Source organism: Pseudomonas aeruginosa (assembly GCF_001457615.1).
Classification (GTDB): domain Bacteria; phylum Pseudomonadota; class Gammaproteobacteria; order Pseudomonadales; family Pseudomonadaceae; genus Pseudomonas; species Pseudomonas aeruginosa.
In genome coordinates this window covers 1697905-1721989 of sequence record NZ_LN831024.1, presented here as the reverse complement: position 1 = coordinate 1721989, position 24085 = coordinate 1697905, and the positions used below count along the sequence as shown (strand labels likewise).

Here is a 24085-nt window from a genome sequence, read left to right as displayed (position 1 = left end):
CTTGGCCGGCATGGCGTCAGTAGACGTAGTGCAGCAGGCTGATGGCGACGATCTGCGCGCGACCGAGCAGATGGCTCAGGCCGTCGCCGGGATAGAGCTGCACGGTGGCCTTGGCACCGGTGGGCAGCAGGCCTTCGGGAAGTTCGTCGAGCACCACGTGCAGGCGCTGGCGCTGGGCGTCGCGGACCCAGCGGTCGGAGGTGACCGGCGCGGCGAGGTCGCCGTTGGCGTCCAACTGGCCCTCCTTGACCCCGGCGTCGATGGCCGCCACCCGCGCGCCGAACACTTCGCCGGGACGCGCGTCGAACACCACCGCCGCACGGTCGCCAGGGCGCACGTAGCGCAGCGATTTCTCGCGGAAGTCGGCGACGATGTCGATACGGTCGTCCACCAGCGCCGCCACCGGCGTTCCGGCCGGAACGTAGGTGCCCGGGGTCAGTTGCAGGTTGCTCAGGGTCCCGGCGCGGTCGGCCCGGACGCTGCTGTATTGCAGTTGCAGACGAGCCTGGGCCAGGGCATTGCGCGCCTGGCGCAGGCGCAGGTTGTCCTCGCCGGCCGTGCCGCGTCGCGCGGTCAGCTCGCCGATCCGCGCCTGGGCCGCGGCGACCCGGGCACGGGCGGCCTGGGCCTGGGCGCTGACCTGCTCGTGCATCTGCTGCGACACATGGTGGCGCTGCACCAGTTGGGCGGTGCGGCGCGCCTCGCTGTCCAGCTCGCCGGCGCTGCTGCGCGCGGCCAGGAGGTCGGCCTTGGCCGAGGCGATGGCGGCATCCAGTTCGCGGTTGGTGCGCTCGGCTTCCTCCAGTGCCAGTTCGGCCTGGCGCACGGCCAGTCGGAAAGGCTCGGGATCGAGGCGGAACAATACTTCGCCGGGCTGCACGTGGCCGTTGTTGGACACCAGCACCTCGGCGACCTGACCGCTGACACGCGGCGCGACGCGCACCACCGGCCGGGTCAACTGGGCCTGCGGGGTGAGCGGCATCCACAGGTCGGCGACCAGGAAGTAGACGAACAGCAACACGAATACCGCGATAGCGACTTGAACCCAACGGGCAAATCGTTGATCGGGAGTCATAGGGTACGAGCCTCGAATCCAGCGGGAATGCAGTCGCCGCAGCGGGGCCTGAATGCGGGGGTTGGCGCGGCCGGGATGGAACCGGCGACCCGGACGACGGCCAGTGGGTAGCCGTCGCCGCTGCGGCGACCAGGTGACGCAGTATATTTCGAGACAATCGCCCCTGGCCTGCCGGCATCGGCAATAGATCGTTACAGACAGCGTAACAATCGAACGAGCCGGCACGGCAGGCCGCTGCCGCAGTCCGGCACCGGGCCATGCATCGCCAGTGCCAGGACACCCCTGTAGCCCTCCTGCGAACTCTAGCAGTGGTCGCGCCCGGTCGACGGCGTAGATTGGCTGAACGATGCGTCCTTCCTGCCTGCGCATCGCCTGCCGCCAAGGACTGCGGATTTCTCCCGACACGCCATACCGCGCGCCAGACGGCTGCCTGAAAAGGCAGGCCAGGTATTCAGTGGAGATACACCATGGCAACACAAGGAGTGTTCACCCTTCCCGCCAACACCCGGTTCGGCGTCACCGCCTTCGCCAACTCGTCCGGAACCCAGACGGTGAACGTGCTGGTCAACAACGAGACGGCCGCGACCTTCAGCGGGCAAAGCACCAATAACGCCGTCATCGGCACCCAGGTGCTCAACTCCGGCAGCAGTGGCAAGGTACAGGTCCAGGTCAGCGTCAACGGCCGCCCCTCGGATCTGGTCTCGGCACAGGTAATCCTGACCAACGAGCTGAACTTCGCCCTGGTCGGCTCTGAAGACGGCACCGACAACGACTACAACGACGCCGTCGTGGTGATCAACTGGCCGCTCGGCTAGGAGTTCGGAAGGGACGGGATGGCGGCAAGCCGCCATCCCTTTCCGACTTCCTGCTATGCCTTGAGCACCTGCCCGAGCAGCAGCAGGCCGGGCAACCAGGCGGTGAATATGGCGCTGGCCAGGGTCAGGTAGGCCACCGGCTTCTGGATGCTGCGGGACAGCCCCAGTAGCAGGAAGAAACAGAACCAGAGCAACGCCCAGACTGTCCAGTTGACCGCGTTCCACAGGCCGAACGGACCACTGGCGCCGGCGAACGACTCGATCGCCACGGTGCAGGCGGTGAGGCTGACGAACAGGCAGAACCAGCCGAGGCCCTTGCCGTCCACCTCGAGGAACTGGTTGGCGGCCACCCACAGATAGGTAAAAGCGAATAGCAGGGTTAGCGCTCCGGCCTTCAGCGAGCCCTGCCCGGCTGCTGCGGAAAAGATCAGGTAGAACGCGACGCAGGCGCTCAGCACGCCGACCAGGAAGTTGATCACCGCCACCTCCCGACCGCTGATCTTGCCCAGCAACCAGACGGCATTGAGAAACAGCACCGCGCCAACGTACAGCAGAACCAGTCCCAGCATCATGACGATACCCCTCTTGTTATTGTTCTGGTCGGCCCGGATCGCTCAGGCGGACGGCTCGTTTCCCAGCAACTCCTGAGCGATCTTCAGGATCGGCTCGCGCCGCTTCATCGCTTCCCGCGACAGGTACTGGTGCGCCTCGCGCTCGTCCCAGCCATGGCGCTGCATCAGCAACGCCTTGGCCTGGTTGATCCGGGCCTGGCCGGCGATGCGTTCCTGAAGCTGCTCGGTCTTCTGCTTCAGCTTCGCCATTTCCTCGCTGATGCGCCGCGCCGATACCAGCACAGGCAGCACCCGGTGGGCGTCGAGCGGCTGGGTGATCACGCCGTGGCACTCCAGCTCGATGATCTGCGAGAGCACCGCGGGGCTTTCGTACTCCACCAGCGCCACCAGGGTAGTGCGCGGAGTTCCGGCAGCGAGCAGCGCAGCGATCTCGTCGTGGTGGCGATTCTGGAAAATGCTGGTGAAGACCACGTCCACCGGCACGTCGAAGGCTTCCGGCGGCGGCCAGCACTGGCGCACCGAACAACCGATGCGGATCAGCTGCAAGACCAGGGCGTCGCTGACCTCTCCCGGCGGGTTGAGTACCAGCACCTGCAACTCGCGCAGGCTGCCGAGCAGCGAGTTGGCGCTCATGGGAGCGCTCCCCCGCCCATGCTGGCGGACCAGTCGTCGAGGTTATGCACGACGACATAAGGATCGGGGCGAATCGGTTCGGGCGACTGCCAGCGGACCTGGAACACGCCGCGCGCATCGATTTCCGCGATGCGCGAAGACAGGCGGCTGTGGTTGTTCTGGCGCTCCACCCGGACCGGCCCCTGGGGCGCGTCGATGTCGATGTCGTACAGGTGCCGCTGCACGTCTTCCACCCGCCAGTTGCCTGCGGCCTGCGCGGCGCGGCCGAGCAACAAGGTCTGCCAGTAGGCCGCCTCGGCCCAGGCAGTGATGGTCGCGTTCTCCGGGAAGAAACCATGGCAGGCCTGGACGAAGGCTCGGCTGGCGGGCGTATCGATGCTGGAGAAGTAAGGCGCGACCACCACCTGCCCCTCTGCCACGTCGCTCTCCATCTTCGCCACCTCCGCCTCGCTGGTGGTCAGGCTGGCGATCGGCGGCCGCCTGCCATCGCCGTAGCGACGGGCGATGGCGCGATACAGCTCGGCGGTGCCGGTGCCCACCACGGTGGAGAAGACCACGTCGGCGCGCGCCTGGTAGATGCGCTCGACGGCGCGCTGCACGTCGTCGTCGGAGGGATACAGCGGAATGTAGATTTCCTCGAGCACCGTGCCGCCGTGCTGGCGGTACAGGTGGCGCATCACATGGTTGCTTTCCCGCGGATAGATGTAGTCCGAGCCGATGAACACCACCCGCTCGCCGTAGTGGCGAATCAGGTACGCCGCCAGCGGCGCACTGTTCTGGTTCGGCGCCGGACCGCCGTAGACGATGTTCGGCGAATACTCGAAGCCCTCGTAGGGGGTCGGGTAGCAGAGCAGCGCGTCGGCGCGCTCGACCACCGGCATCACCGCCTTGCGCGTGTGCGACATGTAGCAGCCCACGAGGAACCGTACCCCCCGGTTGCGAATGAAGTCCTCGGCGCACAGCCGATAGCGGTCCGGGTCGCCGCCAGGGTCCTGGGACAGCGTTTCGATCGGGCGACCGCCGACGCCGCCCTCGCGGTTCAGTTGCTCGACCGCAAGCAATGCGCCATAGCGCTGCGAGCGCTCGATATCGGCGGTGACGCCGGTTTCGGAGAACAGCAGGCCGATCAGCGGCCGCTCCTGGTGCGATCCCATCCGTTTCCTCTCCTGTGACTGTCGCTCAGCGCCGCACGAAGCGAACCCGCTCGTGCTCCAGGCTCGCCAGGTAGGTCGTGCAGTTCCCGTCGCCCGGCTGGTGGTGGTCGAGCAGATGCTCGGCCAGCGGTACCTCGAGATGATGACGGACGCTGCGGCGCAACGCACGAGCGCCGAACTGCCGGTCGAAGCCGGCGCGGGCGATCTTCGCCAGCACCTCGGGGGTCGCCTCCAGGCGACAGCGATGCTTCTCCAGGCGCCGGTTGAGCCGCTGCACCTCCAGCTCGACCAGGCGCGCGACGACGTCGCGTTCGATCCAGTTGAAGGTGACCACGCTATCGAGACGATTGACGAACTCCGGCGAGAAAGTCTTCAGCAGCCGGGCCCGGACCATCCCGTCGATGTCCCGCCGCCGGCGCTCGCCGCCGACCGGCAGCAGGCGCCAGGGCAGGCGCTGGCGACGCTCGTCGTAGCGCTGGATCTCATGGGCGCAGAGATTGCTGGTCATGAACACCAGGGTATTGCGGAAATGGTAGGTGCGTTCGCCGGAAGCGACCCGCAGCAGGCCGTTGTCGAGTACGTTGAGCAACGCATGGACCACTTCCGGGCTGGCCTTTTCCAGTTCGTCGAAGAGAACGATGCCGGGGCGCCCGGGACTGCCGTCCAGCTTGTCCTGCTCCAACAGGGTGGTGCCCTCCTTCGCCCCGACGTAGCCCGGCGGCGCACCGGTGAGGGCGGCGGCATAGTGCTCCTGGGACAGGGTGTTCATGTCCACCCGGCAGAACCCCTCGGCGTCGCCGTGCAGGGCCCTGGCCAGGGCGCGCACGATCTCGGTCTTGCCGACCCCGGTGGGGCCGAGGAACAGCGCGCTGAACAGCGGACGGCGCGGGTCGGCGATGTCCGCGCGAACCACCTTGAGCATGTCCTCGACGGCCTGTAGCGCCGGTTCCTGGCCGAGCACCTCGGCGCGCAGGCAGTCCATCACCGCCGCCGGGTCGAAACGGAAACGGCTGTGCAGGGCGCTGCGGTGACTCAGGTGGGCCTGGAGCAGACTTGCCTCGGCAAGATTCTCCCGCGCCAGGGCCTGTTCCTCGTCCTGCTGCCGGCGGGACTGGTCAAGCATGTCGCTCAGAAAAGGCATGGATGAAACTCCTTCTGCCACAGGGGGAAATGGCGGAGACGGCGTGCCGCACGACGGCACGCCGGGCTGGCGGCGTCTGCCGTCAGGCCTCCTTCTCCAGTCCCTCGTAGGGCAGCCGGCCGACCGGGCATTGCGCCACACCGGTAGTCGAGCGGGTCAGTCGCTCGACATTCTCGCGCGCCTTCTCGGCGTCGGTGACCCAGGTGCGGTAGAACTCGAACGGACACTCCGCCAGGCCCCGGTCGCCATCGCCGGACGCCTGCAAGCCGCTGTAGCCGCGGTGGAGGATCTTGAACAGGTGGTTCTGCGACTGATCGTTGGCGCGCGCATCGCGGATCTGCGAAAGCGACAGCTGGGCGTACTGGATACCCATTTCCTCCTCGCCGCACTCACCGAGGGTACGACCGTCGAAGCCGATGATCGCCGAGTGGCCGAAGTAGGAATACACGCCGTCGAAGCCGGCGGCGTTGGCCACCGCCACATAGCAGTTGTTGGCCCAGGCCATGGCCTTGGCCATCATCACCTGCTGGTCCTTGGCCGGATACATGTAGCCCTGGCAGCGCACGATCAGCTCGGCGCCCTTCATCGCGCAGTCGCGCCAGATTTCCGGGTAGTTGCCGTCGTCGCAGATGATCAGGCTGATCTTCATGCCCTTCGGCCCTTCGCTGACGTAGGTCTGGCCACCGGGATACCAGCCCTCGATGGGGCACCAGGGAATGATCTTGCGGTACTTCTGGACGATCTCGCCGTTGTTGTCGATCAGCACCAGGGTGTTGTACGGCGCCTTGCGCGGATGCTCCTCGTGCCGTTCGCCGGTGAGGGAGAATACGCCCCAGACGTTGGCCTTGCGGCAGGCGCGGGAGAATATCTCGGTTTCCTCGCCGGGGATCGCCACCGCGGTTTCCATCATCTCCGCCGGATCGTACATGATGCCCTGCAGGCTGTACTCGGGGAACACCACCAGGTCCATGCCGGGCAGGCCCTGCTTCATGCCAACGATCATGTCGGCGATCTTCCGGGCGTTGTCCAGGACCTCCGCCGCGGTGTGCAGGCGCGGCATCTTGTAGTTGACCACCGCCACTCCGACGGTGTCGTTGCTGCTGGAAATATCGCCGTGACGCATGGGTACCACCTCTTGTTGTTATTTTTTCGGGACGAAAAAAGGCCCTCCCGGGTAACCCCGGGAGAGCCCATTTGCTCTGTGCGTATGCGTTAGGTTCGGTCCCGCGACATCGACGCTGATGCGCACGACCTGATGGCGCCACTTATAAGCCCCGTCGGAAGGAGCTGTCAAGGTTCATGTATCGTTATGTAAAACATGGAAGTGACAAGCGTATGCAAACGGCATCCGAAGCATCCAGCCTTCTGGGCGACGTACCAAGCCTCTATGGGAATTCTACACAGTCAGGCACTGGAAACAGTCGCTTGCCGCGCCCCGATGGTGACGAAGACAGGCGGCAAGGCAATCCCAAGAGGTGAAAACAAGCTCAGAGACATCAGGAGCGATGCGGGGAGTCCCCAAGGTAGAGCCCAGGTAATAAATACTGTCTACACATTAACGGCAAGAAGCATGAAATTCACTCGAATATTAGCTCATTGCCAAATAATTTCTCTCCTTATGGAGTTGGCGCATATGCATACGAGATATGGTATGGAGATATTCTTTCCTGCAACGCGGAACGACGGAAGTTTGGCACATAGCGTCCCGAAGAGGGACGCCATTGATGCAGATGCTAGGGAGTTTGAGAGGGATTTCTAACGAAAGCCATATACAGCACAATACAAACCACTGATGATTACCCAGCTTGTGGAAGGCGGATCACGAACATTCGATCTCGCCTGAATACGAAGCACAGAATTCCAAGAATTATTGTCATCTTGACGTAGAACCACCAGGAGGTGGATATCTGGTCACTGAACAGGGAAAAGACAATGGCAGAAAAGAGGTACGAGGAAAGGACTGTAAAGTATAGGCTACCTTTCTTCGCTTTACAGTATGCATAAGAGCAAAGCATTCCATACAGAGCCATCACTCCTATTACGCCCAAAGCGCCATAGTGCGGATACATTGAGAAGAACATCGAGTAAACGTTGCCGAGTTCACCAGGCGCATACTCATAGAAGTCAAGATGAAGAGGGGGTTTCTGGCAGAGACCAACTGTAGCCAATATGCTGCAAAAGCCATTTAGCGGCGACCAATATGGCTCTAAATGTATTGAGCCCTGATAGTACCTATCGAAGAGAACAGGCCCTTGCAAAGCATATCCCGCCACATGACGATAGAGCTCTATGAAAAGAGTCGAGATCCCATCACCTTCATGAAATTGAATCTTGGATGTAGCGACAGCGCCAACAGCAATAACTAAAAACATTGCCAAACCTATTACAAGAAGGCTTTTTAAAGAAGGACTCCCCTTGACAAGTATGTAGATAAAGAATAACCCGACAAGCATCTGCATAAGTGATGCTCGACCACTTGCGAGCAAGATAACCCCCATCCATGGAACAGATATAGCCAAGAAGCCTAGGACTCCACACTTACCGCGCAAGTATAGTAAAACCACAAGTGGTATGACGGTCTGTCCAAGCTGTAAATAGTTCATTGAGAGCGAGCTTAAAACGGGCTCACCGGATACAGACTGGGCGCGCGCCATATACGCAGCCTCGCGCAGTGTTGGAGCTATAGAAGACAAGTCTCTATAAATTACCGTAAGAAATACGATGTGCGCCAAGCAGAAAAAGATTACGAGCGCCCTGGTCCGAAGTTCGCTATCGAACAGAAAATTTGAACTCGGCGCACGAAAGTAACCGTTGTAAAGAAACGAGAAACACCCAGCGGAGAGGGAGAATGACATCACACCAAACAGAAAAATTAGCAGTGCATCAGACTCGACACGGTAGAACCCTATCAACGATGCTAGACTGACACCGATGAGACCTAGCCCCCAGGTGATAGGCATAGCGACCGAGGGGTGTATGGCGCTACGCGCTAGAAGCCTCGCAGCCACTGCAAATATGAGCAGGGTTGCACCGGTGAGCATCGCGTACATGGCATCCTCCAGACTGACAGGCGCCGATTGTAGCCGATAGCCACATCTCTGTGGCTACGATTCACTTCAGGATCCAGCTGTTCATGCTTCAAAGCTCGGCGTACCGTCCTGCGGTTAGGTTCAGGGTTGTGCCATCAGTATTGGTGTAGGTCGCATAGGTACTGTCAGAGATTCTGCCCCGGCGCTAGTGATCTTAACGCTTCCACCCGAACATTCCTCATACGACCATAAAGGGGACAGATTTATTTTCTCCACTCTAATTTTTCTAGCATGGAGACTCCAGTTCAGATGCCGTAAAGGAATTTCGCGATGCCTAGGCAAGGGCGCATGGTTTAGCGAGTTATTTGCTTTGAGTAGTTCAGCGTGGGCGCAGTCGCTGAAATTAGAGTAGTAAAAATAAATCTGTCCCCTTTTCTCTGCGATATCTTCCTCTGCAACGACGGCTCCATCAGCGCCTCGAAGCGCAGTTGCGCGGCCTACTTCGGCAACGCCGGCGGAGGTACCGGACAACCCGCCGTACAGCGTCTGCAAGGCACGACGCAGGGCTGTGCCTGTGGCAGCGGCTCGTTCTGCACGGGCCCGCGCGGAGGGGTGTACTGCCTGACGCCGGGCGGCAAGAAAAGCTATCGGAGAAAGTGACGGCAAGCGGACTGTCGAAGCGGCGAGGGAAGCTGGAGCAGAGCATGAAATGGCGTCCCGGAGAGGGGTCGAACCTCCAACCTTCCCCTTAGGAGGGGGATGCTCTAACCAATTGAGCTACGGACCATAAAGGGGACCGGGCCGGCGCCACAGCTCCCCCAGTTCGATATCGAGGTTTGACTTAACTAAGCCTGCCAGCATGCTTGCAAGCTCGCCGTAATTAGCATCAAAGACACCATCTGGAATGCGACAAGGTTTAAGTTGGTCTTAAAGATGGTTGGAGACCTTCAATTTACTTGATTTTTTCTGCTTATTAGTTTTATCTCGTCTTCTATTTTTGGGTAGTGGAGTAGTGTTGAGTCTCTTGTGAGCATCAATAGTCCTGATTTTAAGTATTCCCAATCACTTTTGGGGTATTCTTCTGAGTAGAGATTCTCATCAATGATTCCGACAATTATAGCTGTATCTCCGTCGCCAAGATCAATTTTGTCTCCCAGCTCTACTTTTTTTCCATTTGAATATCTCATGAGTAACCTCAGTTTATAAACGGCTCTACTGGAACTGCGTTTTTCGGAAGCTGCTCAGGTTTTAATACGTAGTTTTTCTTCTGCCAGAAGCATCGGCAATTGTTGGGGTTCTGATTGGCAACAAACATGTTGTGATGAGATCCATAAACCCCGTGTTGCATTTCGTCGTCTGGAATAATGTCTAATGGTCTATAGCCCAAGGTTCCAACAGGAATGATCCTGCCGCTAATTGTCTTGCACGGCGGGCAGTCTTTTGGGCAGTTTTGCTCTTTTGTATCGCTGTCAGCTTGTGGCGTAGCTCCGGAAATACTAGCCACCAGCAATGCTCCCCCTAACAGTCTTCCCGCAGGTAATCGAATATTTTCGGGTATCCAATCGTATGCTGATTTAGGAATATCAATCTCTATTGCTGCTAGACCTAAAGGATCAATACGGTTGAGGGGGGCTCCCTGTACATATCCGTATGTGTTCACTCCCCCACTTAGTCCAATCGGATCACTCTCCACATACCGCCCAGTCTCCGGATCATAGTCGCGGAAGTAGTTGTAGTGCAGCCCGCTCTCCGCATCGTAGTACTGCCCGGGGAAGCGCAGGTTGACCTGGGTGCTGCCCTGGCTCAGCGCTTCGCCGCGGCCGAAGGCGTCGGACTGCCACTGCCAGGCGATCTGGCCGCTGGCGTCGGTGGCCAGGCGCGGGGTGTCGAGGTGGTCGCCATGGAGGTAGAGCAGGGTCGGGTTGCCGACCTTGCCCTGGGCGTCGTAGTCGGCGTCGATGGTGGCCAGCGGCAGGCTGTCCAGCCACAGGTAGTACTGGGCTCGCAGTTTCCGGCCGCTGCCGTCGTGTTCGGCTTCGCCGAGCAATTGGCCGTCGGGACCGTAGAGGTAGGTGGTGACGCTCTCGGGGGTGAGCTTGACGATGCGCTGGCCGAGGGCGTTGTAGCGGTATTCGGCGACCTGCTGGCCGTCGAGGCTGACGCTTTGCAGGCGGCCCTGGGCGTCGTAGGCCAGTTTGCGCGCGGCGCGGTCCTGGGTGAGGTTGCCGGCGGCGTCGCTGGTCACCGCTTGCGCGCCGATGGCGGTCAATCGGTTGCTGTCGGGCGCGTACTGGTAGTCCTGGCTGCTGGCGGTGCCGCCTGAGGCGGGGTTGTCGCTGCGTTGGGTGCGGTTGCCGACCGCGTCGTAGGCATAGCTGCGCCCGCCCTGGACGCCGCGTTCCTCGGTCAGGCGGTCCAGCGGGTCGTACTGGTAGTCCAGGGTGCCCCAGAGGCTATGGCGGTGCTGCTGGATATTGCCATTGGCATCGTGCTGGTAGTCGCTCTGCCAGGGGCCGACCTTCTGCCGCAGCAGTTGGTAGTCCTGGTCGTACTCGCGGCTGAGGGCGATGCCGTTGCCCCAGGTCAGGCGCTGCAGCGGGCCGAAGGGCAGGTAGGCGATCTGCCCGACCAGGGGGCTCGGCGCCTTGTCGCCCACTGCCAGGGTCACGCTGGCGACCTGGCCGCCGGCGTTGCGCGGGTAGCCGATGGCGAGGCCGGAGGGGTAGCCGATCTCCAGCAGTTGGTTGGCCGCGTCGTAGCGGTAGGTCACGCGGTCGAGCAGGGTCTGCTGGTCGAGGCGGATGCTGCGCACCTGCTCGACCAGGTTGCCGCGCTCGTCGTAGCGGTACACCAGGCTGTCGCGAGCGCCATCGATGGCGCCCAGGCGGCCGATGCCCTTGTTGCCGTCGGCGGTGAGGTCGTAGCGGTACTGTACGTCGAGGCTCGGGTCGCTCGGCGAGCGGCGCTCGACCAGCCGATTGAGGGCGTCGTAGCGATACTCGGTGACCGCACCGCGAGCGTCGGTGCGGCGGATGACGTTGCCGGCGGCGTCGTGCTCGAAGGTGGTGGTGCCGCTGTCCGGGCTGACCAGTCGGGTCAGGTTGCCGAGGCCGTCGTATTCGTAGCGGGTGGTGACACCGCGCGGGTCCTTGACCTCGGTGAGGTTGTCCTGGGCGTCGTAGGCGAGTCGGGTCTTGCCGCCGAGGGGATCGCTCTGGCCGACCAGCCGGTCGAGGGCATCGAAGGCCTGGCTGTGGGCGAACTGGCGCGGGTTGGTTTCGCCGACCGGATTGTCGTTGAGGTCGTAGGCGAAGCTGCGTGTCTGGCCGCCGGCGCCGACCGCACGGAGCAGCCGGCCAAGCTCGTCGTAGGCCCATTGCTGCTGGCGCACCAGGCTGCCGCTGGCGTCCTTGATGCGCTGGGCGGTGCGATTGCCCTTGGTGTCGACGTCGTATTCGAGGCGTTCGCCGAGGTTGTTGCCGATCGCTACCAGGCGCCGTGCGTCGTCGTATTCGTAGCTCAGCCAGCTGCCGTCGCCACGGGTGACGCGGGTGATCTGACCGACCGCGTCATAGTCGAAGCGGGTGGTGCTGCCGGCGGTGCTGACGGAGGCCAGCCAGCCGTCGACGCCGGTGTAGGCGAGGCTGCTGGTGACGCCGTTGGCATCGGTGATGCTGCCGGGCTTGCCGCGCTCGTCATAGTCGCCGAGGCGGGTGACCTGGCCGAGGGCGTTGGTCACCTGGGTCAGGTTGCCGCGACTGTCGTAGGCATAGAGGGTGACGTCCTGCACATCGGTGCGCGGACCGTCGGCGCGCTCGATCAGGCCGAGGGCGTTGTAGCTGTAGCTCCAGGCGCGCTCGGCCGCCTGCGCGGGCAGGGCCAGGGCGCAGGCCAGGGCGAGGGCGCCGAGACGGGGGAAGTATGGGGGGATGCGCATGGGTGTCGTCCTTGTCAGCGGGTGGTGACGGTCTCGCCGGTCTTGCGTCCCTCGGCGTCGTACTGGTAGCGGGTGATCCGGCCGGGCTCGCTGACCTGCACCGGGAGGAACAGGGTCGGGTGCCAGTCGGTTGTGATGGTGCGCGCCTGCGGGGTGCCGGCGGCCTCGGTGCGCGAGGTCTCCAGGCCACGGGCGTTGTACTGGTAGGTGGTCAGGTTGCCGTTGTTGTCGCGTTTGCTGGTGAGCAGGCCCTGGTCATCGTAGGTGAAGGTGGAATTGCTGCTGGGGCAGTTGGGAGAGGGTTCGCCTTCGATGGCGACGATGCGTTTGATGCCCTGGATCACCTGGAAGCGGTAGGTGGCCTGCTTGCCGTATTCGTTGGTGACGGTGGTGGAGCCGTCATCGTTGTAGGCGAGGGAGACCTTTTCGGCGCCGTTGGCGTGTTCGCTGGAGATGGCGCGGCCTTGGTTGTCGTAGGCCCAGGTGGCGAAGCGGCGATTATTGTTATCCTGGATGCCTGTAAGTAGTTTTATGTTCCTCGGGTCGTCATAGAGGTACTGTGTTTTCGTGCTGTATTGCCCATCTGTCCGTGTTACCGATGTGAGTCGCTGTTCCTTGTCGTATGTGTACTCAATGGATATACCCCCTGTCTGAGCGCGAAGGAGTTGATGGTTGGCTCCCTCCGAGAGAACGAGCTTGTTGCCATGCTCGTCGCCAATCGTAAGATTAGCGCCTCGCTCTACACGATATTTGCGACCTTCCTTGGTGGTGAGTTTAGTGAGTATTCCATTCTGGTCGAACTCCATCACTTCGTTGAGTTCGGAGGCATATATAAATCCCCCTGATAACCGGCTGAGTCTACCCAGGTCTGTGATGGAGGTTAGATCGTTTCCCGACCCCGTGAACTCCGAGGCTTTTCCGTTTTCGCGGTAGAGTAGGAAGCCATCACCCTTGCGGGTTATACGCGCAGAATACGAATGACGCCACAAGCCGTCCAGGCCGTTGTAGTACCGGTTCAACGGGATCGGAATACTTAAGTCGTGTTCAACTTGGTATTTGTTGCCATTGGTGATATTGACCGGATTTCCTGCGCAGCCCTCTGGTGGAGGCGGTCCCTTTTCGGGGCCGTTTTTATCTGGAAGCTTACAGCCAGAGTCATCCATTTCATACCCTGACCGACAATCACAACTGCCTGTTTCCGCATTATATTCAGCACCTAAAGGACACGAATCGCCAAATCTAGAGATAGCTCCAACATTTCCAGAGTGCGCACTTCCAGAAGGATCCGTGCCGCGCGCAAAGCAATCAAAAGTCCTGTCATTTCTTCGCACAGGCTCCACGGATTCGATCCAGTTAGTTCTCGACTTGAAATAGTCGAACACAACAGCGCACGCCGACGACGGTGAGCTGTAGCTCCCCCCAGAAACGGCAGAAGGAAATGCCAAAACCCAATAAAACTGTTTTGCATTAACGTCCCGAGCAAAAAATAGCGAAGGCAATAAGCACACCATAAAAAGCGACATCCTCAGGGCTGATATACGTGTCTTAATTCTCATCTATCCTTTCTCCGGGACAATAAAAAGCCCGGCCCGCAACTGCGAAACCGGACAAACATGGTGCAGAGTGATTCGTGGACGTGCTTAGCGCGCCCAGCCCACTCTCTCGCGTCTCGCTGTTAGAAAGTCGAGCGGAATTTGATGAGCACCTACAAAGAACCTCCATTTCCTGCCACATCCCTGTTCGCCAATGAAGCCCCCTCGATCATCTACCCGGCTTACTATTCGCCCCAAATCCAGTGCCGATCATATCCGGCAGTCGAGTTTCGTATAGATGTTCACTGTATTCCGTGAGCCAGTCTTAAGAACCGACGGCGTTTACGCAAATTTCTGTCCGTGATCCAGACGGGAGCAAGCGCGCGGCCAAGGTGATTAAGCCAGGAATCTACCGACCTCGGACGAGGTGGAGCAGTCGGCCTGCCTTGCGGCCACCGTCGGGGGCAAAAACTCCAATGGAGGACGGCCAATGAGGATACCGTCCCGCTATGCCCAAGGACGATGAAACGACACCCCGGCCAAACCGGAAAATCGCCAGTTCGGATCTCCTGCAATGCAGGAAAACTCCCGGTATCTCGCACTGGCTAAAGGACGCAAAACGTTCTTTTGAGCTGGGGACGAAATTCCTGAATTTTCAGGAGAGGGTCGCGCGACCGTGCCCACAATTTTGAGGAGACAGTCAGGCACCGCAGATCACGACCACTACTAATGGGGGAAAGTGAGAAAAACCTACCTTGTCGGACCCACCGCCGAGGGATCCCTCCCGATACGGGTACAAAAGCGTGCCCGTCGCATGTGCCGGAGACTTTCCCGCCATGTACCGGAAGATTTTCCGGCATGGCTTGGCCAGGATCTGCAATGATTCCGCACTCCCCCTACGGCCAGAGTCCGGAAAGTTTCTGGTCCCTCCTGATCGGCGGAAAATTCCGCCTATCTCCAGCACCTCATCCGCCTGGATGCGATCTGCCGGCACCGCCCTCAGGCACACCATCACATCGAGCCCAAACCTCGACGTAATGGCACTAGGCTAGAACTGCCCGGAAAACCACAATGAGGACGTGCTCTCGATGAAGGTGAAAGATCTCGAAGCTGCATCCAGCGATGCGCTTGGTAGGGTATTCGGAGGATTAAGATGCGCGCGAAGGTCGCGATGAGAAGGGAAAGCGAGGATCGAGCTTACCGGGAGCGGCGCAGGCCACCCGGTTGTCCTGCTGGCGCTGACGACAGACATTTGAGCTGGCATGGAAAAGCCCCGTCTGAGCGATTCAGGACGGGGCTTTCTTTTAGGCTTACTGCACCCACCATGCCCCGACAAAGAACTGGCCCAGGAGAAGCGATTTGCGGTAAGTGCCCGATATATTTGGCGTCCCGGAGAGGGGTCGAACCTCCAACCTTCCCCTTAGGAGGGGGATGCTCTATCCAATTGAGCTACCGGGACACGCCGGACATGGCGAGCGGTGCGCCGCGTCCGGGCGGCATGTTAACGGCAGAGAAAGCGTTTGTCATGCCACTGCCACCAAGGCTGCGCATAATTTTCCGCAACCCTGGAGGTGCAGCATGAACCAGACCGTCGCCATTCCCGCCGCACAGGACCTGCCGGACGCCCCGCGCCAGCCGCGGATACCGGACTCCCCCTTCGCCAGCTTCGATGTGCGGATCGCCAGCGAGCACGACGCGCCGCGCCTGTCGTTGCTGCTACAGCAACTCGGTAGCGCCGATCCGCGCCCGGACCCGGCGTTGCTGGCCATCCAGCTGCAACGACCGCGCGGCGACCGGGTCACCCTGGTGGCCGAGCGCGGCGAGCGCCTGCTCGGCACCTGCACCCTGCATCTGATCGAACACCTGGCGCACGATTTCGCCCGCTCGGCGATTCTCGAAGACATGGTGGTCGACCGCCACGCCCGCGGCCAGGGCGTAGGCCGCGAGCTGATCGGCCGGGCCGTGGAGCGCGCGCGCAGTTGGGGCTGCTACAAACTGGCGCTTTCCAGCCACCAGGACCGGGAAACCGCGCAGCGCTTCTATGCCGCGCTAGGGTTCACCAGCCACGGCGTAAGCCTGGCGCTGCATCTGGGCTGACAGCATCATGCATTTTGCAACCGGCAAAATGCCCATCCGTGCAAAGTGCATGCGAGAGAGTCTCGGACACATATATAATTCATTGATTTAAAAGGATTTTTTATAGAAAAAAGTTGGCACAACCGCTGCTACAAGACCCTCAGGATCAAACCTTGGCCATCTGCCTGGCAAAGCTACGAAATGGAGGTGAACATGAGCAGCTCACGCAACCTGGTCGGCACCGGACTTCTTTCCCTGCTGGCTCTCGTAGTCTTCCAGAACAGCGCACTGGGCGACGAGGACAGGACGCAGGAACGCAACGGCGAAAAGCCGGTAGTGCTGGACAGCAACGCAACACCGCAGTGGGCACCCGCTGCGCAGCGACTGGTGATCCAGGCGCCCGAAGAATCCCCGCGCATCGTCACCGTAGGCGAGGACGAGCGCGGCACGGCGCTGGTGACCGCGGCCGACGAACAGGCCTGGACATTCTGACGAAGCAAGCGCCGGGAGACCGGCATCCAACGACGCTACACCGCCGCACAGGTCCCCGGGATGCTGGCGGGCGGAAGGGAGAAAGAACATGTGGATCCTGGCTTTGCCGCTGACCGCCCTGGCCCTTTCGGTCGGCGTCTACGGGCTGCTCTGGCTGATAGAGCGCGGAGGAGAAGAATATCCAGCGAGGCTTCCGCTGAGCGACAAGGGCGCCACGGAACCTCGGCGCCACTGAGCCGGCACAAGGAACAGCGAGCCCGACGGAGAGGGCTCCGGGAGTGAAACCATGTCACGATCCGCCGTCATTCTTCTGTTCGTGGTGATCGCCAGCGCGATCCTGGCGCTGAGCCTGCCGCCCGACGCCACCCTCCTCGCCTGGTGCGCCTGGGGACTGCTGGGTATATCCGGCGCCTGGCTGCTGTTTGCGCTGGTGGTAGGTCGGCGAATCCGCTTCGATCCCAGCCTGGACTGATTTCGCCCACAACGCCTTGCCGGGCGCTACAGCGTCGCTCACAGCGGCAGGCACATGCCGTCGTGTGCCAGTTCCACCCCCTCGGGCAACGCAGCGGGGTGGTCCAGCAGCCAGGCGTCCAGCGCATGCCCGACGTGAGTCAACACGGCCCGCCGGGGACGCAGCGATTCGATGCACTCCAGTGCCCGCGTCAGGTCGTTGTGGTTGCGCGGCGGCCGCTCCTGCGGCGGCATCGAGCAGTCCAGCACCAGCAGGTCCAGCGGAGCCGCGAGCAATCGCGAGGCGCTGTCCGCCGGCAGCCCGACGGTATCGGTGAGGTAGGCCAGACGCCGTATCGTTCCTTCCTCGGAAGCCCCCTCCAGCAAGTAGCCGAAGGTCGGCTTCGAGTGGACCAGCGGTAGCGCGGTCGCCGCCAGCGCGCCCCACTGGCGCCGCTCGAAGGCGCCGAAGGGCTGGCTGAAATCGAGGATGCCCGGATGCTTGTAGAGGTCGGCGAGGCCCTCCGGGTCGGCCGGGCCGTGCACCGGGATCACCAGGCCCTGGCCCCAGCGCAGGTGCAGCAGGCCTTGGGCGTGGTCGGCGTGGTAATGGGTCTGGAGGATGCCGTCGAGGCTATGGGGCGGGAAGCGCTCGCAGAGATCGACCAGGCCGCTGTCGATCAGCCAGCGCTGGCCGGCGCACTCCAGCAGCGCGCTACAGGGACGGCGACGCAGGCCGGCGTCGGCGCGGGCGTTGCGACAGGCCGGGCAATCGCAACCGTAGACCGGCACCTGGCGGGCGTCGCCGGTGCCGAGCAGGGTCAGGCGCATGCGCGGTCGCTGCCGAGACGGGCCAGGAGGCTGCGTAGCGTGTCGTCGAGGTCACCGGAGTTGTCCAGTTGGAACAGCGGGCCCTCCAGGCCGGCGGCGAACTCGGCGTTGCGCGCCAGGCGCGCCTCGATTTCCTCGGGGCTTTCCCGGCCGCGCGCCAGCAGGCGCTGGCGCAGCACCTCGGTTTTCACCCCGAGCAGGACCGCGAGCAGATCCGGATAGCGCCGGCGGGCCTGCGCCAGGTAGCCGCGCGAGCCGTTCACCAGCACGTCGTAGCCCTGCGCCAGCCACTCGTCGATCTGCACCGGAATGCCATAGCAAAGGCCGTTGGCGCGCCAGCTCATGGCAAACGCCGAGGCCCGCTCGAGGGTGTCGAACTGCGCCGGGGTCACCGCCTGGGCGTCCTCCCCCACCGCTTCCGCGGAGCGCGTGATCACCCGCCGCACGATACGGCAGCCGCGCAGCGCCAGGGGCTCGCGCGCGGCCTGCAACAGGCTGTCCTTGCCCGAGCCGGAAGGCCCCATCAGATAAATCAGTCTGCCTGTCATCAGAACACTCTCTGCCCGCCGCGCCAGACCTGACGCACCACCGGCTGGTTATTGCCGAGCGCCCGCGCCTGCAGCAGATCGGCGCGCAGGCCGACGCGGATTTCGCCACGATCGGTCAGCCCGGCGGCCAGCGCCGGGGTACGGCTGACCATCGCCACCGCGCGCGGCAGGTCGTAGCGGATCGCATCATACTCGCTGTGCTCGCCGGCGAGCAGCAAGGCCGCATGCAGCAGGCTGGCCGGATAGTAGTCGCTGGAAAGGATATCCAGCACGCCGATTCCCGCCAGTTGCGCCGCCGCCACGTTGCCCGAGTGGGAACCGCCGCGGACCACGTTGGGCGCGCCCATCAGCACCTGCAGGCCGTGCTCGTGGCTGGCCCTGGCGGCCTCCACGGTGGTCGGGAACTCGGCGATGGCCATGCCGTAGCCGGCCGACTCGCGGACATGCGCGAGGGTCGCGTCGTCATGGCTGGCCACCGACAGGCCGCGTCCCTGGCAGACATCGACGATGGCCGCACGGGCGGCGTCGCTGTAGCGCTCGGAGTTGGCTACCTGCTCGACGATGAAGGCGTCCATCTCGGCATCGCTCAGGTGGTACTTGCCCTGGTAGTACTCGCGGTACTTCTCCAGCCTGGCGAACTGGCGCTGGCCGGGGGCGTGGTCCATCACCGAGACCAGTTGCACCAGCGGATGCTCGGCCAGTTCGCGGAACACCTCCAGCGTCTGCGGATGGCTGACCTCGCAACGCAGGTGCAGGCGATGGTCGGCGCGCGCGTCGCCGCTGGCGGCGGCCTCGCCGATGGCCTCGAGCATCTTCGGCAACTGCTGCATGCGCTTGCCCTTGGGGTTGACGTCGCCGATGGACAGCGCGTCGAACACCGTGGTGATTCCCGCGGCGACGATCTGCGCGTCGTGCGCCAGCACCGCCGAGGCCGACGGCCAGTCGACGCCGGGACGCGGGGTCATGTGCTTCTCCAGGTTGTCGGTGTGCAGCTCGACCAGGCCGGGCAGCAGGTAGTCGCCCCCCAGGTCCTCGGCCCCGGCCAGGTGGCTGCGGCCTTCGTCGACCGCGGCGATCAGGCCGTCGCGCAGCAGCACGCTGCCGACGAAGACCCGCTCGGCGCTGACTACCCGGGCATTGCTGAGAACGCGTTCAGACGACATGGGCTTGCTCCTGGCGGGAAAGCTCCTGGCTCATGTCCAGGTAGCGGCTGGCCACCGCCTCGCGGGCGGCGCGGTCGTGGAAGATGCCGATCAACGCGGCGCCGGCGCCCTTGGCTTCGCCGATCAGTTCCAGCACTACCTGGCGGTTGGCTTCGTCGAGGGACGCGGTCGGCTCGTCGAGCAGCAGGATCGGCCACTCGACCATGAAGCCGCGGGCAATGTTGACGCGTTGCTGCTCGCCGCCGGAAAAGGTGCCCGGCGCCAGTTGCCAGAGGCGTTCCGGGATGTTCAGCCGGGCCAGCAGGCTGCGCGCCCGCAGTTCGGCGCTGTCGCGGCTCCAGCCACGGGCCAGGGCCGGCTCCATGACCACGTCGAGGGTCGCCACCCGCGGGATCACCCGCAGGAACTGGCTGACGTAGCCGAGGGTCTGGCGGCGCACGGCGAGCACCTCGCGAGGCTCGGCGCCGACCAGTTCCAGCCAGTCGCCGGCGTGGCGCAGGCGGATGCTGCCGCCGGCCGGCAGGTAGTTGCCGTAGAGCGTGCGCAGCAGGGTGCTCTTGCCGGCGCCGGAGCGTCCGTGGAGCACCAGGCATTCGCCGCCGGCGACATTGAAGTTGAGCCCGCGCAGCACATTGAGCACTACGCCCTGTTGCTGGTGCAGGGTGAAGGTCTTGCTGAGGTCGCGGACCTCGATCAGGTTGTTCATCGCTACTTCTCCGGGCGCCCGTCGCGCGGACCGGCGCCGACGCTTCGGCTCAGGGTTGCAGGACCGACGACACCAGCAATTGCGTGTACGGATGCTGCGGGTCGTCGAGAATCTGGTCGGTGAGACCGGCTTCCACCACCCGCGAACGGCGCATGACCATCAGGCGGTCGGCGAGCAGGCGCGCCACCGCCAGGTCGTGGGTGACGATCACCACCGCCAGGTCCAGCTCGCGCACCAGGCCGCGCAGCAGGTCGAGCAGGCGCGCCTGCACCGACACGTCGAGGCCGCCGGTGGGTTCGTCCATGAACACCAGGCGTGGCGCCGAGACCAGGTTGCGGGCGATCTGCAGGCGCTGCTGCATGCCGCCGGAAAAGGTTCGCGGCAGGTCGTCGATGCGCAGCGGATCGATCTCCACCTGTTCCAGCCAGTCCAACCCGGCCTGGCGCAGCCGACCGTAGTGGCGCACGCCCTGGGCCATCAGCCGTTCGCCGATGTTGGCGCCGGCGGACACGCCCATGCGCAGGCCGTCGCGCGGGTTCTGCTCGACGAAGCCCCACTCGGTGCGCAGCAGGGTGCGCCGCTCGGCTTCGCTGGCGGCGTAGAGGTCCAGCCAGCGGTCGCCGTCGTCGCGGTAGGCGACCGTGCCGGCGTCCGGCGGACAGCGCCCGGAGAGCAACGAGAGCAGGGTCGACTTGCCCGAGCCGGACTCACCGACGATGCCCAGCACCTCGCCGGGGTAGAGATCGAAGTCGACCTCCTGGCAGCCCTTTTCCGGCCCGTACAGGCGGGTCAGGCCACGCACCAAGAGCAGCGGCCGATCGCGCGCGTCGAGGTTCGCATCGATGGATTCGCAGACCGCGTTCATTGCGCGTCCTCCCCTTCTTCCTGGCAGGCACGCCGCTGCGTGCAGTAATCGGTGTCGGAACAGACGAAGCGCTTGCCGCCACGGTCGTCGACGATCAGTTCGTCCAGGTAGGACTCGTGGCTGCCGCAGAAGGCGCAGCTTTCTTCCCAGCGCTGGACTTCGAAGGGGTGGTCCTCGAAGTCCAGGCTCGCCACCCGGGTGAACGGCGGTACCGCGTACAGGCGTTTCTCGCGACCGGCGCCGAACAGCATCAGCGCCGGGCTCATGTCCAGCTTGGGGTTGTCGAACTTGGGAATTGGCGAGGGATCCATCACGTAGCGCTCGTCCACCGTCACCGGGTAGGCATAGCTGGTGGCGATATGGCCGAAGGTGGCGATGTCCTCGTAGAGCTTCACGTGCATCACCCCGTAGTCGTCGAGCGCATGCATGGTCCGGGTCTCCGCCTCGGAAGGCTCGATGAAGCGCAGCGGCTCGGGGATCGGCACCTGGTAGACCATGATCTGCTCGCCGCTCAGGGCGGTTTCCGGTATCCGGTGGCGGGTCTGGATCACCGTCGCCTCCGGGGTCCGTTCGGTGGTGGCGACCCCGGCGGTGCGGGCGAAGAAACGCCGGATGGATACCGCGTTGGTGGTGTCGTCGGCGCCCTGGTCGATCACCTTGAGCACGTCGTCGGCACCGAGGATGGCCGCGGTCACCTGCATGCCGCCGGTGCCCCAGCCGTAGGGCAGCGGCATCTCGCGGCCGCCGAAGGGCACCTGGTAGCCGGGGATCGCCACCGCCTTGAGCAGGCCGCGGCGGATCATGCGCTTGGTCTGCTCGTCGAGGTAGGCGAAGTTGTAGCCCTGCTCCGGCGCGGCGCTGGCTTGCGGGGAAAGGCTCATGCGCGCTTCTCCTGGTCAGTGGGTTGCGCGGATTCGGCGACGCCGGGACGACGCAGCTTGCGAATCAGCTCCAGCTCGGACTGGAAATCGACGTAGTGCGGCAGCTTCAGGTGCGAGACGAAGCCGCCGGCCTCGACGTTGTCGCAGTGCATCAGGACGAACTCTTCCTGCTGCGCCGGCGACACCACCTCCTCGCCGTATTCCTCGGCGCGCAGGGCGCGGTCGACCAGGGCCATGCCCATCGCCTTGCGCTCGGCGTAGCCGAAGGCCAGGCCGTAGCCACGGGTGAATTGCGGCAGTTCCTCGCGGGAACCGACGAACTGGTTGACCATCTCGCACTCGGTGACCTCGATCTCGCCCACCGGCACCGCGAAGCCGAGTTCCTCGGGCTCCAGCCAGACCTCGCAGGCGCCGATGCGGATCTCCCCGGCAAACGGATGGTTGCGGCCGTAGCCGCGCTGGGTCGAATAGCCCAGGGCGAGAAGGAAGCCCTCGTCGCCGCGGGCCAGGGCCTGCAGGCGCTGGGCGCGGCCGGTGGGGAAGTCGAGCGGCTCGCGGGTGATATCCGGCACCGCGCCGGGCAGCTCGTACTCCGGCGTCATCAGGCCTTCCCGGTCGAGCAGGCCGAGCACGCGCGGACAAGGCTCCAGGGACGCGCCCCGCTCCACTTCGGGGCCGGGGTAGTCGCCCTCGGCGAGCAGGCTGAAGTCGAGCAGGCGATGGGTATAGTCGAAGGTCGGACCGAGCAGTTGCCCGCCCGGCAGGTCCTTGTAGGTCGCCGAGATCCGTCGTTGCAGACGCATCCCGGCGGTGTCCAGCGGCAGGCTGGCGGCGAAGCGCGGCAGCGTGGTGCGGTAGGCGCGGAGAAGGAAGATCGCTTCCATCAGGTCGCCGGCCGCCTGCTTGATCGCCAGTGCCGCCAGTTGCTCGTCGTACAGCGAACCCTCGGTCATCACCCGCGACACGGCCAGCGGCATCTGCTGGCGGATCTGCTCCACCGACAGCTCCGGCAGCGCGGTATCGCCGCGGCGCTTGTGCGCCAGCAGGCGATGGGCGTTGTCGATGGCCTTCTCGCCACCCTTGACGGCTACGTACATCAGGCCACCTCCTCGACGGGTTCGCTGACCCGGGTACTGCGTGGCAGGCCGAGGATGCGCTCGCCGGCGGCGAAGAAGGCATCCAGGCCCCTGGGGAATTCGGTGCGTGCGGCGCGCTGTGCCCAGAACCCGGCGCTCACCGGCAACGCCACCTGGCGCACTTCGGCGATGCCCGGTCCGCGCCACTCCAGCGAGGCGCCGCCATCGAGGCCGGCAAGCTGGATCAGCAGGGTGCAGGACTGGTCCGGATAACGGTCGCTGCCGCTGTCGAAGCCGCTCAGGTCGTCCAGCTCGCCTTCGTCGAGCAAGGCGAACAGCGCCTGCTCACGCTCGGCGACGATCGGGCAGCCGCAATGGAAGGCCAGGTTGGCGCGCAACGTCGGGCTGTCGAGACCCGGCGCCAGCCACAGCGGGGTGTCGGAGTCGAGGAAGCTCAGGCACAGCGCGTAGCTGGCCGGTTGCAACGCGGCCAGCGCCGGTGCGCGGTCGAGGTTGCGCACCAGCCCCGGTTCGGCGAGGGCCTTGAGCGCCGCGCGGAAACTCCGCTGGGCATCCAGGACCGGGTCCTGGAACGCCGGTTGCAATAGCGCGGCGGTATCCGCCGGGCTGGGAAGCGAAGCGCTGGTCATCAATCTTCTCCTCGGACCAGGGTGAAGAACTCCACCTTGGTAGTGGCGATTTCCGCCTCCTGGGCGGCGCGGCGCTCGGCCTGGGTGCGGGCCAGCGGTTCGATCAGGCGCGCCTGCCAGGCCGCCGCGTCGGCGCCCTGCAGGTGCGCGTCGGCCAGGGCGGCCAGTTCGGCGTGGCGCTTGTCGCGCCCGGCGACATAGCTGTAGCCGGTGCGTCCGTCACCGAGCCGCACCACGCAGCGGGTCACGGTCATCTCGCCGAGGTTGAACGGGCTGCCGGTGCCGCCCATGCGTCCGCGCACCAGGGTCATGCCGGTCTCGGCGGCGCGCAGCAGGTGATAGTCGGCATCGCGCAGGGCGTCCGCATGGGCGTCCAGCTCCTCGCGACGGGCGCGGGCGAGCACGCCCATCCAGCGCTGTCGTGCGGCGATGGTGGGATCGGAATGCAAGGCGGTCATG

At 63.8% G+C, this 24085-nt stretch carries 24 protein-coding genes, 2 tRNA genes and 1 pseudogene; 6 read left to right on the top strand and 21 right to left on the bottom strand.

Annotation, left to right across the window (positions count from 1 at the left end; all coding sequences use genetic code 11):
• Nucleotides 1-16 precede the first annotated feature (16 nt).
• Complete coding sequence (locus tag AT700_RS07990) at nt 17-1075, bottom strand: HlyD family secretion protein (protein ID WP_003119629.1); 1059 nt, start codon at nt 1073-1075, stop codon at nt 17-19.
• 467 nt (nt 1076-1542) lie between these two features.
• Between AT700_RS07990 and lecB the strand changes: the two genes are divergently transcribed.
• Nucleotides 1543-1890, top strand: a complete 348-nt coding sequence (gene lecB, locus AT700_RS07985) for a fucose-binding lectin LecB (protein ID WP_003098728.1) — start codon at nt 1543-1545, stop codon at nt 1888-1890.
• Nucleotides 1891-1943: 53 nt separating this feature from the next.
• Here lecB and AT700_RS07980 read toward each other — a convergent pair whose 3' ends face one another.
• From AT700_RS07980 to AT700_RS29240, 6 genes are all read right to left on the bottom strand, one after another.
• Nucleotides 1944-2462 (bottom strand): AmiS/UreI family transporter, encoded by a 519-nt coding sequence (locus AT700_RS07980; protein WP_003098725.1) that lies wholly within the window; start codon nt 2460-2462, stop codon nt 1944-1946.
• A 42-nt stretch (nt 2463-2504) separates the two neighbouring features.
• Nucleotides 2505-3095, bottom strand: a complete 591-nt coding sequence (gene amiR, locus AT700_RS07975) for a transcriptional antitermination factor AmiR (RefSeq protein ID WP_003098722.1) — start codon at nt 3093-3095, stop codon at nt 2505-2507.
• Complete coding sequence (gene amiC, locus AT700_RS07970) at nt 3092-4249, bottom strand: aliphatic amidase expression-regulating protein AmiC (protein ID WP_003452962.1); 1158 nt, start codon at nt 4247-4249, stop codon at nt 3092-3094. The genes amiR and amiC overlap by 4 nt, the downstream gene beginning before the upstream one ends.
• 25 nt (nt 4250-4274) lie before the next feature.
• Nucleotides 4275-5390, bottom strand: coding sequence for an AAA family ATPase (locus tag AT700_RS07965; RefSeq protein WP_003098718.1), 1116 nt, complete (start codon nt 5388-5390; stop codon nt 4275-4277).
• Between the two features lie 82 nt (nt 5391-5472).
• Nucleotides 5473-6513 (bottom strand): aliphatic amidase, encoded by a 1041-nt coding sequence (locus AT700_RS07960; protein WP_003091756.1) that lies wholly within the window; start codon nt 6511-6513, stop codon nt 5473-5475.
• Nucleotides 6514-7186: 673 nt separating this feature from the next.
• Nucleotides 7187-8440: an O-antigen polymerase gene (locus AT700_RS29240; RefSeq protein ID WP_003122406.1), complete on the bottom strand. Its 1254-nt coding sequence runs from the start codon at nt 8438-8440 to the stop codon at nt 7187-7189.
• 420 nt (nt 8441-8860) lie between these two features.
• Between AT700_RS29240 and AT700_RS07955 the strand changes: the two are divergent.
• Nucleotides 8861-9079 (top strand): annotated as a pseudogene (locus AT700_RS07955) (hypothetical protein); the annotation flags it as partial.
• Nucleotides 9080-9129: 50 nt separating this feature from the next.
• Here AT700_RS07955 and AT700_RS07950 read toward each other — a convergent pair.
• The 5 genes from AT700_RS07950 to AT700_RS07935 all read right to left on the bottom strand — a co-directional run bounded on the left by AT700_RS07950 (nt 9130) and on the right by AT700_RS07935 (nt 15347).
• Nucleotides 9130-9204, bottom strand: a tRNA-Arg gene (locus AT700_RS07950).
• 162 nt (nt 9205-9366) lie between these two features.
• A complete protein-coding gene (locus AT700_RS30135; RefSeq protein WP_023101810.1) occupies nt 9367-9606 on the bottom strand; it encodes a hypothetical protein in 240 nt (79 codons plus the stop codon).
• An 8-nt stretch (nt 9607-9614) separates the two neighbouring features.
• Nucleotides 9615-12356, bottom strand: a complete 2742-nt coding sequence (locus AT700_RS07945; RefSeq protein WP_048520866.1) for an RHS repeat domain-containing protein — start codon at nt 12354-12356, stop codon at nt 9615-9617.
• 14 nt (nt 12357-12370) lie between these two features.
• Nucleotides 12371-13519 carry a DUF6531 domain-containing protein gene (locus AT700_RS29235; RefSeq protein WP_167346311.1) on the bottom strand — a complete coding sequence of 383 codons (1149 nt, stop codon included), beginning with the start codon at nt 13517-13519 and terminating at the stop codon, nt 12371-12373.
• A 1751-nt stretch (nt 13520-15270) separates the two neighbouring features.
• Nucleotides 15271-15347: transfer RNA gene (locus AT700_RS07935), tRNA-Arg, on the bottom strand.
• A gap of 119 nt (nt 15348-15466) precedes the next feature.
• Here AT700_RS07935 and AT700_RS07930 point away from each other — a divergent pair.
• The 4 genes from AT700_RS07930 to AT700_RS07915 all read left to right on the top strand — a co-directional run bounded on the left by AT700_RS07930 (nt 15467) and on the right by AT700_RS07915 (nt 16928).
• Nucleotides 15467-15985, top strand: coding sequence for a GNAT family N-acetyltransferase (locus AT700_RS07930; RefSeq protein ID WP_003091762.1), 519 nt, complete (start codon nt 15467-15469; stop codon nt 15983-15985).
• Between the two features lie 192 nt (nt 15986-16177).
• On the top strand, nt 16178-16456 hold the full coding sequence (locus AT700_RS07925) for a hypothetical protein (protein WP_003109295.1): 279 nt from the start codon (nt 16178-16180) through the stop codon (nt 16454-16456).
• Nucleotides 16457-16544: 88 nt separating this feature from the next.
• Nucleotides 16545-16691, top strand: coding sequence for a hypothetical protein (locus AT700_RS07920; RefSeq protein WP_003130258.1), 147 nt, complete (start codon nt 16545-16547; stop codon nt 16689-16691).
• A gap of 51 nt (nt 16692-16742) precedes the next feature.
• A complete protein-coding gene (locus AT700_RS07915) occupies nt 16743-16928 on the top strand; it encodes a PA3371 family protein (protein WP_003091768.1) in 186 nt (61 codons plus the stop codon).
• A 38-nt stretch (nt 16929-16966) separates the two neighbouring features.
• On the opposite strand, the gene phnP is transcribed toward AT700_RS07915, so the two are convergent.
• From phnP to phnG, 9 genes are read right to left on the bottom strand one after another with little or no spacing between them, the layout of a single operon-like run.
• Nucleotides 16967-17737, bottom strand: a complete 771-nt coding sequence (gene phnP, locus AT700_RS07910; RefSeq protein WP_003109294.1) for a phosphonate metabolism protein PhnP — start codon at nt 17735-17737, stop codon at nt 16967-16969.
• Nucleotides 17728-18285 (bottom strand): phosphonate metabolism protein/1,5-bisphosphokinase (PRPP-forming) PhnN, encoded by a 558-nt coding sequence (gene phnN / locus AT700_RS07905; protein ID WP_023099347.1) that lies wholly within the window; start codon nt 18283-18285, stop codon nt 17728-17730. The genes phnP and phnN overlap by 10 nt, the downstream gene beginning before the upstream one ends.
• Nucleotides 18285-19448 (bottom strand): alpha-D-ribose 1-methylphosphonate 5-triphosphate diphosphatase, encoded by a 1164-nt coding sequence (locus AT700_RS07900; RefSeq protein ID WP_031689165.1) that lies wholly within the window; start codon nt 19446-19448, stop codon nt 18285-18287. The genes phnN and AT700_RS07900 overlap by 1 nt, the downstream gene beginning before the upstream one ends.
• The gene (gene phnL / locus AT700_RS07895; protein WP_003091778.1) at nt 19438-20154 is read right to left on the bottom strand and encodes a phosphonate C-P lyase system protein PhnL; all 717 of its coding nucleotides are present in this window, start codon (nt 20152-20154) and stop codon (nt 19438-19440) included. Before phnL ends, AT700_RS07900 begins: the two co-directional genes overlap by 11 nt.
• A gap of 49 nt (nt 20155-20203) precedes the next feature.
• Complete coding sequence (gene phnK, locus AT700_RS07890) at nt 20204-21019, bottom strand: phosphonate C-P lyase system protein PhnK (RefSeq protein WP_048520864.1); 816 nt, start codon at nt 21017-21019, stop codon at nt 20204-20206.
• Nucleotides 21016-21900 (bottom strand): alpha-D-ribose 1-methylphosphonate 5-phosphate C-P-lyase PhnJ, encoded by an 885-nt coding sequence (locus AT700_RS07885; RefSeq protein ID WP_003098700.1) that lies wholly within the window; start codon nt 21898-21900, stop codon nt 21016-21018. The genes phnK and AT700_RS07885 overlap by 4 nt, the downstream gene beginning before the upstream one ends.
• Nucleotides 21897-22997: a carbon-phosphorus lyase complex subunit PhnI gene (locus AT700_RS07880; protein WP_048520863.1), complete on the bottom strand. Its 1101-nt coding sequence runs from the start codon at nt 22995-22997 to the stop codon at nt 21897-21899. Before AT700_RS07880 ends, AT700_RS07885 begins: the two co-directional genes overlap by 4 nt.
• Nucleotides 22997-23626, bottom strand: a complete 630-nt coding sequence (phnH, locus tag AT700_RS07875) for a phosphonate C-P lyase system protein PhnH (RefSeq protein WP_003113122.1) — start codon at nt 23624-23626, stop codon at nt 22997-22999. Before phnH ends, AT700_RS07880 begins: the two co-directional genes overlap by 1 nt.
• Nucleotides 23626-24084 (bottom strand): phosphonate C-P lyase system protein PhnG, encoded by a 459-nt coding sequence (gene phnG, locus AT700_RS07870; RefSeq protein ID WP_003098697.1) that lies wholly within the window; start codon nt 24082-24084, stop codon nt 23626-23628. Before phnG ends, phnH begins: the two co-directional genes overlap by 1 nt.
• Between the last annotated feature and the right edge of the window lies 1 nt (nt 24085).

Excerpts from the sequence above, each read along its gene's own strand:
- AT700_RS07990 (WP_003119629.1), bottom strand. The coding sequence starts at position 1,075 with ATGACTCCCGATCAACGATTTGCCCGTTGGGTTCAAGTCGCTATCGCG.
- lecB (WP_003098728.1), top strand. The coding sequence starts at position 1,543 with ATGGCAACACAAGGAGTGTTCACCCTTCCCGCCAACACCCGGTTCGGC.
- AT700_RS07980 (WP_003098725.1), bottom strand. The coding sequence starts at position 2,462 with ATGATGCTGGGACTGGTTCTGCTGTACGTTGGCGCGGTGCTGTTTCTC.
- amiR (WP_003098722.1), bottom strand. The coding sequence starts at position 3,095 with ATGAGCGCCAACTCGCTGCTCGGCAGCCTGCGCGAGTTGCAGGTGCTG.
- amiC (WP_003452962.1), bottom strand. The coding sequence starts at position 4,249 with ATGGGATCGCACCAGGAGCGGCCGCTGATCGGCCTGCTGTTCTCCGAA.
- AT700_RS07965 (WP_003098718.1), bottom strand. The coding sequence starts at position 5,390 with ATGCCTTTTCTGAGCGACATGCTTGACCAGTCCCGCCGGCAGCAGGAC.
- AT700_RS07960 (WP_003091756.1), bottom strand. The coding sequence starts at position 6,513 with ATGCGTCACGGCGATATTTCCAGCAGCAACGACACCGTCGGAGTGGCG.
- AT700_RS29240 (WP_003122406.1), bottom strand. The coding sequence starts at position 8,440 with ATGTACGCGATGCTCACCGGTGCAACCCTGCTCATATTTGCAGTGGCT.
- AT700_RS30135 (WP_023101810.1), bottom strand. The coding sequence starts at position 9,606 with ATGAGATATTCAAATGGAAAAAAAGTAGAGCTGGGAGACAAAATTGAT.
- AT700_RS07945 (WP_048520866.1), bottom strand. The coding sequence starts at position 12,356 with ATGCGCATCCCCCCATACTTCCCCCGTCTCGGCGCCCTCGCCCTGGCC.
- AT700_RS29235 (WP_167346311.1), bottom strand. The coding sequence starts at position 13,519 with ATGGATGACTCTGGCTGTAAGCTTCCAGATAAAAACGGCCCCGAAAAG.
- AT700_RS07930 (WP_003091762.1), top strand. The coding sequence starts at position 15,467 with ATGAACCAGACCGTCGCCATTCCCGCCGCACAGGACCTGCCGGACGCC.
- AT700_RS07925 (WP_003109295.1), top strand. The coding sequence starts at position 16,178 with ATGAGCAGCTCACGCAACCTGGTCGGCACCGGACTTCTTTCCCTGCTG.
- AT700_RS07920 (WP_003130258.1), top strand. The coding sequence starts at position 16,545 with ATGTGGATCCTGGCTTTGCCGCTGACCGCCCTGGCCCTTTCGGTCGGC.
- AT700_RS07915 (WP_003091768.1), top strand. The coding sequence starts at position 16,743 with ATGTCACGATCCGCCGTCATTCTTCTGTTCGTGGTGATCGCCAGCGCG.
- phnP (WP_003109294.1), bottom strand. The coding sequence starts at position 17,737 with ATGCGCCTGACCCTGCTCGGCACCGGCGACGCCCGCCAGGTGCCGGTC.
- phnN (WP_023099347.1), bottom strand. The coding sequence starts at position 18,285 with ATGACAGGCAGACTGATTTATCTGATGGGGCCTTCCGGCTCGGGCAAG.
- AT700_RS07900 (WP_031689165.1), bottom strand. The coding sequence starts at position 19,448 with ATGTCGTCTGAACGCGTTCTCAGCAATGCCCGGGTAGTCAGCGCCGAG.
- phnL (WP_003091778.1), bottom strand. The coding sequence starts at position 20,154 with ATGAACAACCTGATCGAGGTCCGCGACCTCAGCAAGACCTTCACCCTG.
- phnK (WP_048520864.1), bottom strand. The coding sequence starts at position 21,019 with ATGAACGCGGTCTGCGAATCCATCGATGCGAACCTCGACGCGCGCGAT.
- AT700_RS07885 (WP_003098700.1), bottom strand. The coding sequence starts at position 21,900 with ATGAGCCTTTCCCCGCAAGCCAGCGCCGCGCCGGAGCAGGGCTACAAC.
- AT700_RS07880 (WP_048520863.1), bottom strand. The coding sequence starts at position 22,997 with ATGTACGTAGCCGTCAAGGGTGGCGAGAAGGCCATCGACAACGCCCAT.
- phnH (WP_003113122.1), bottom strand. The coding sequence starts at position 23,626 with ATGACCAGCGCTTCGCTTCCCAGCCCGGCGGATACCGCCGCGCTATTG.
- phnG (WP_003098697.1), bottom strand. The coding sequence starts at position 24,084 with ATGACCGCCTTGCATTCCGATCCCACCATCGCCGCACGACAGCGCTGG.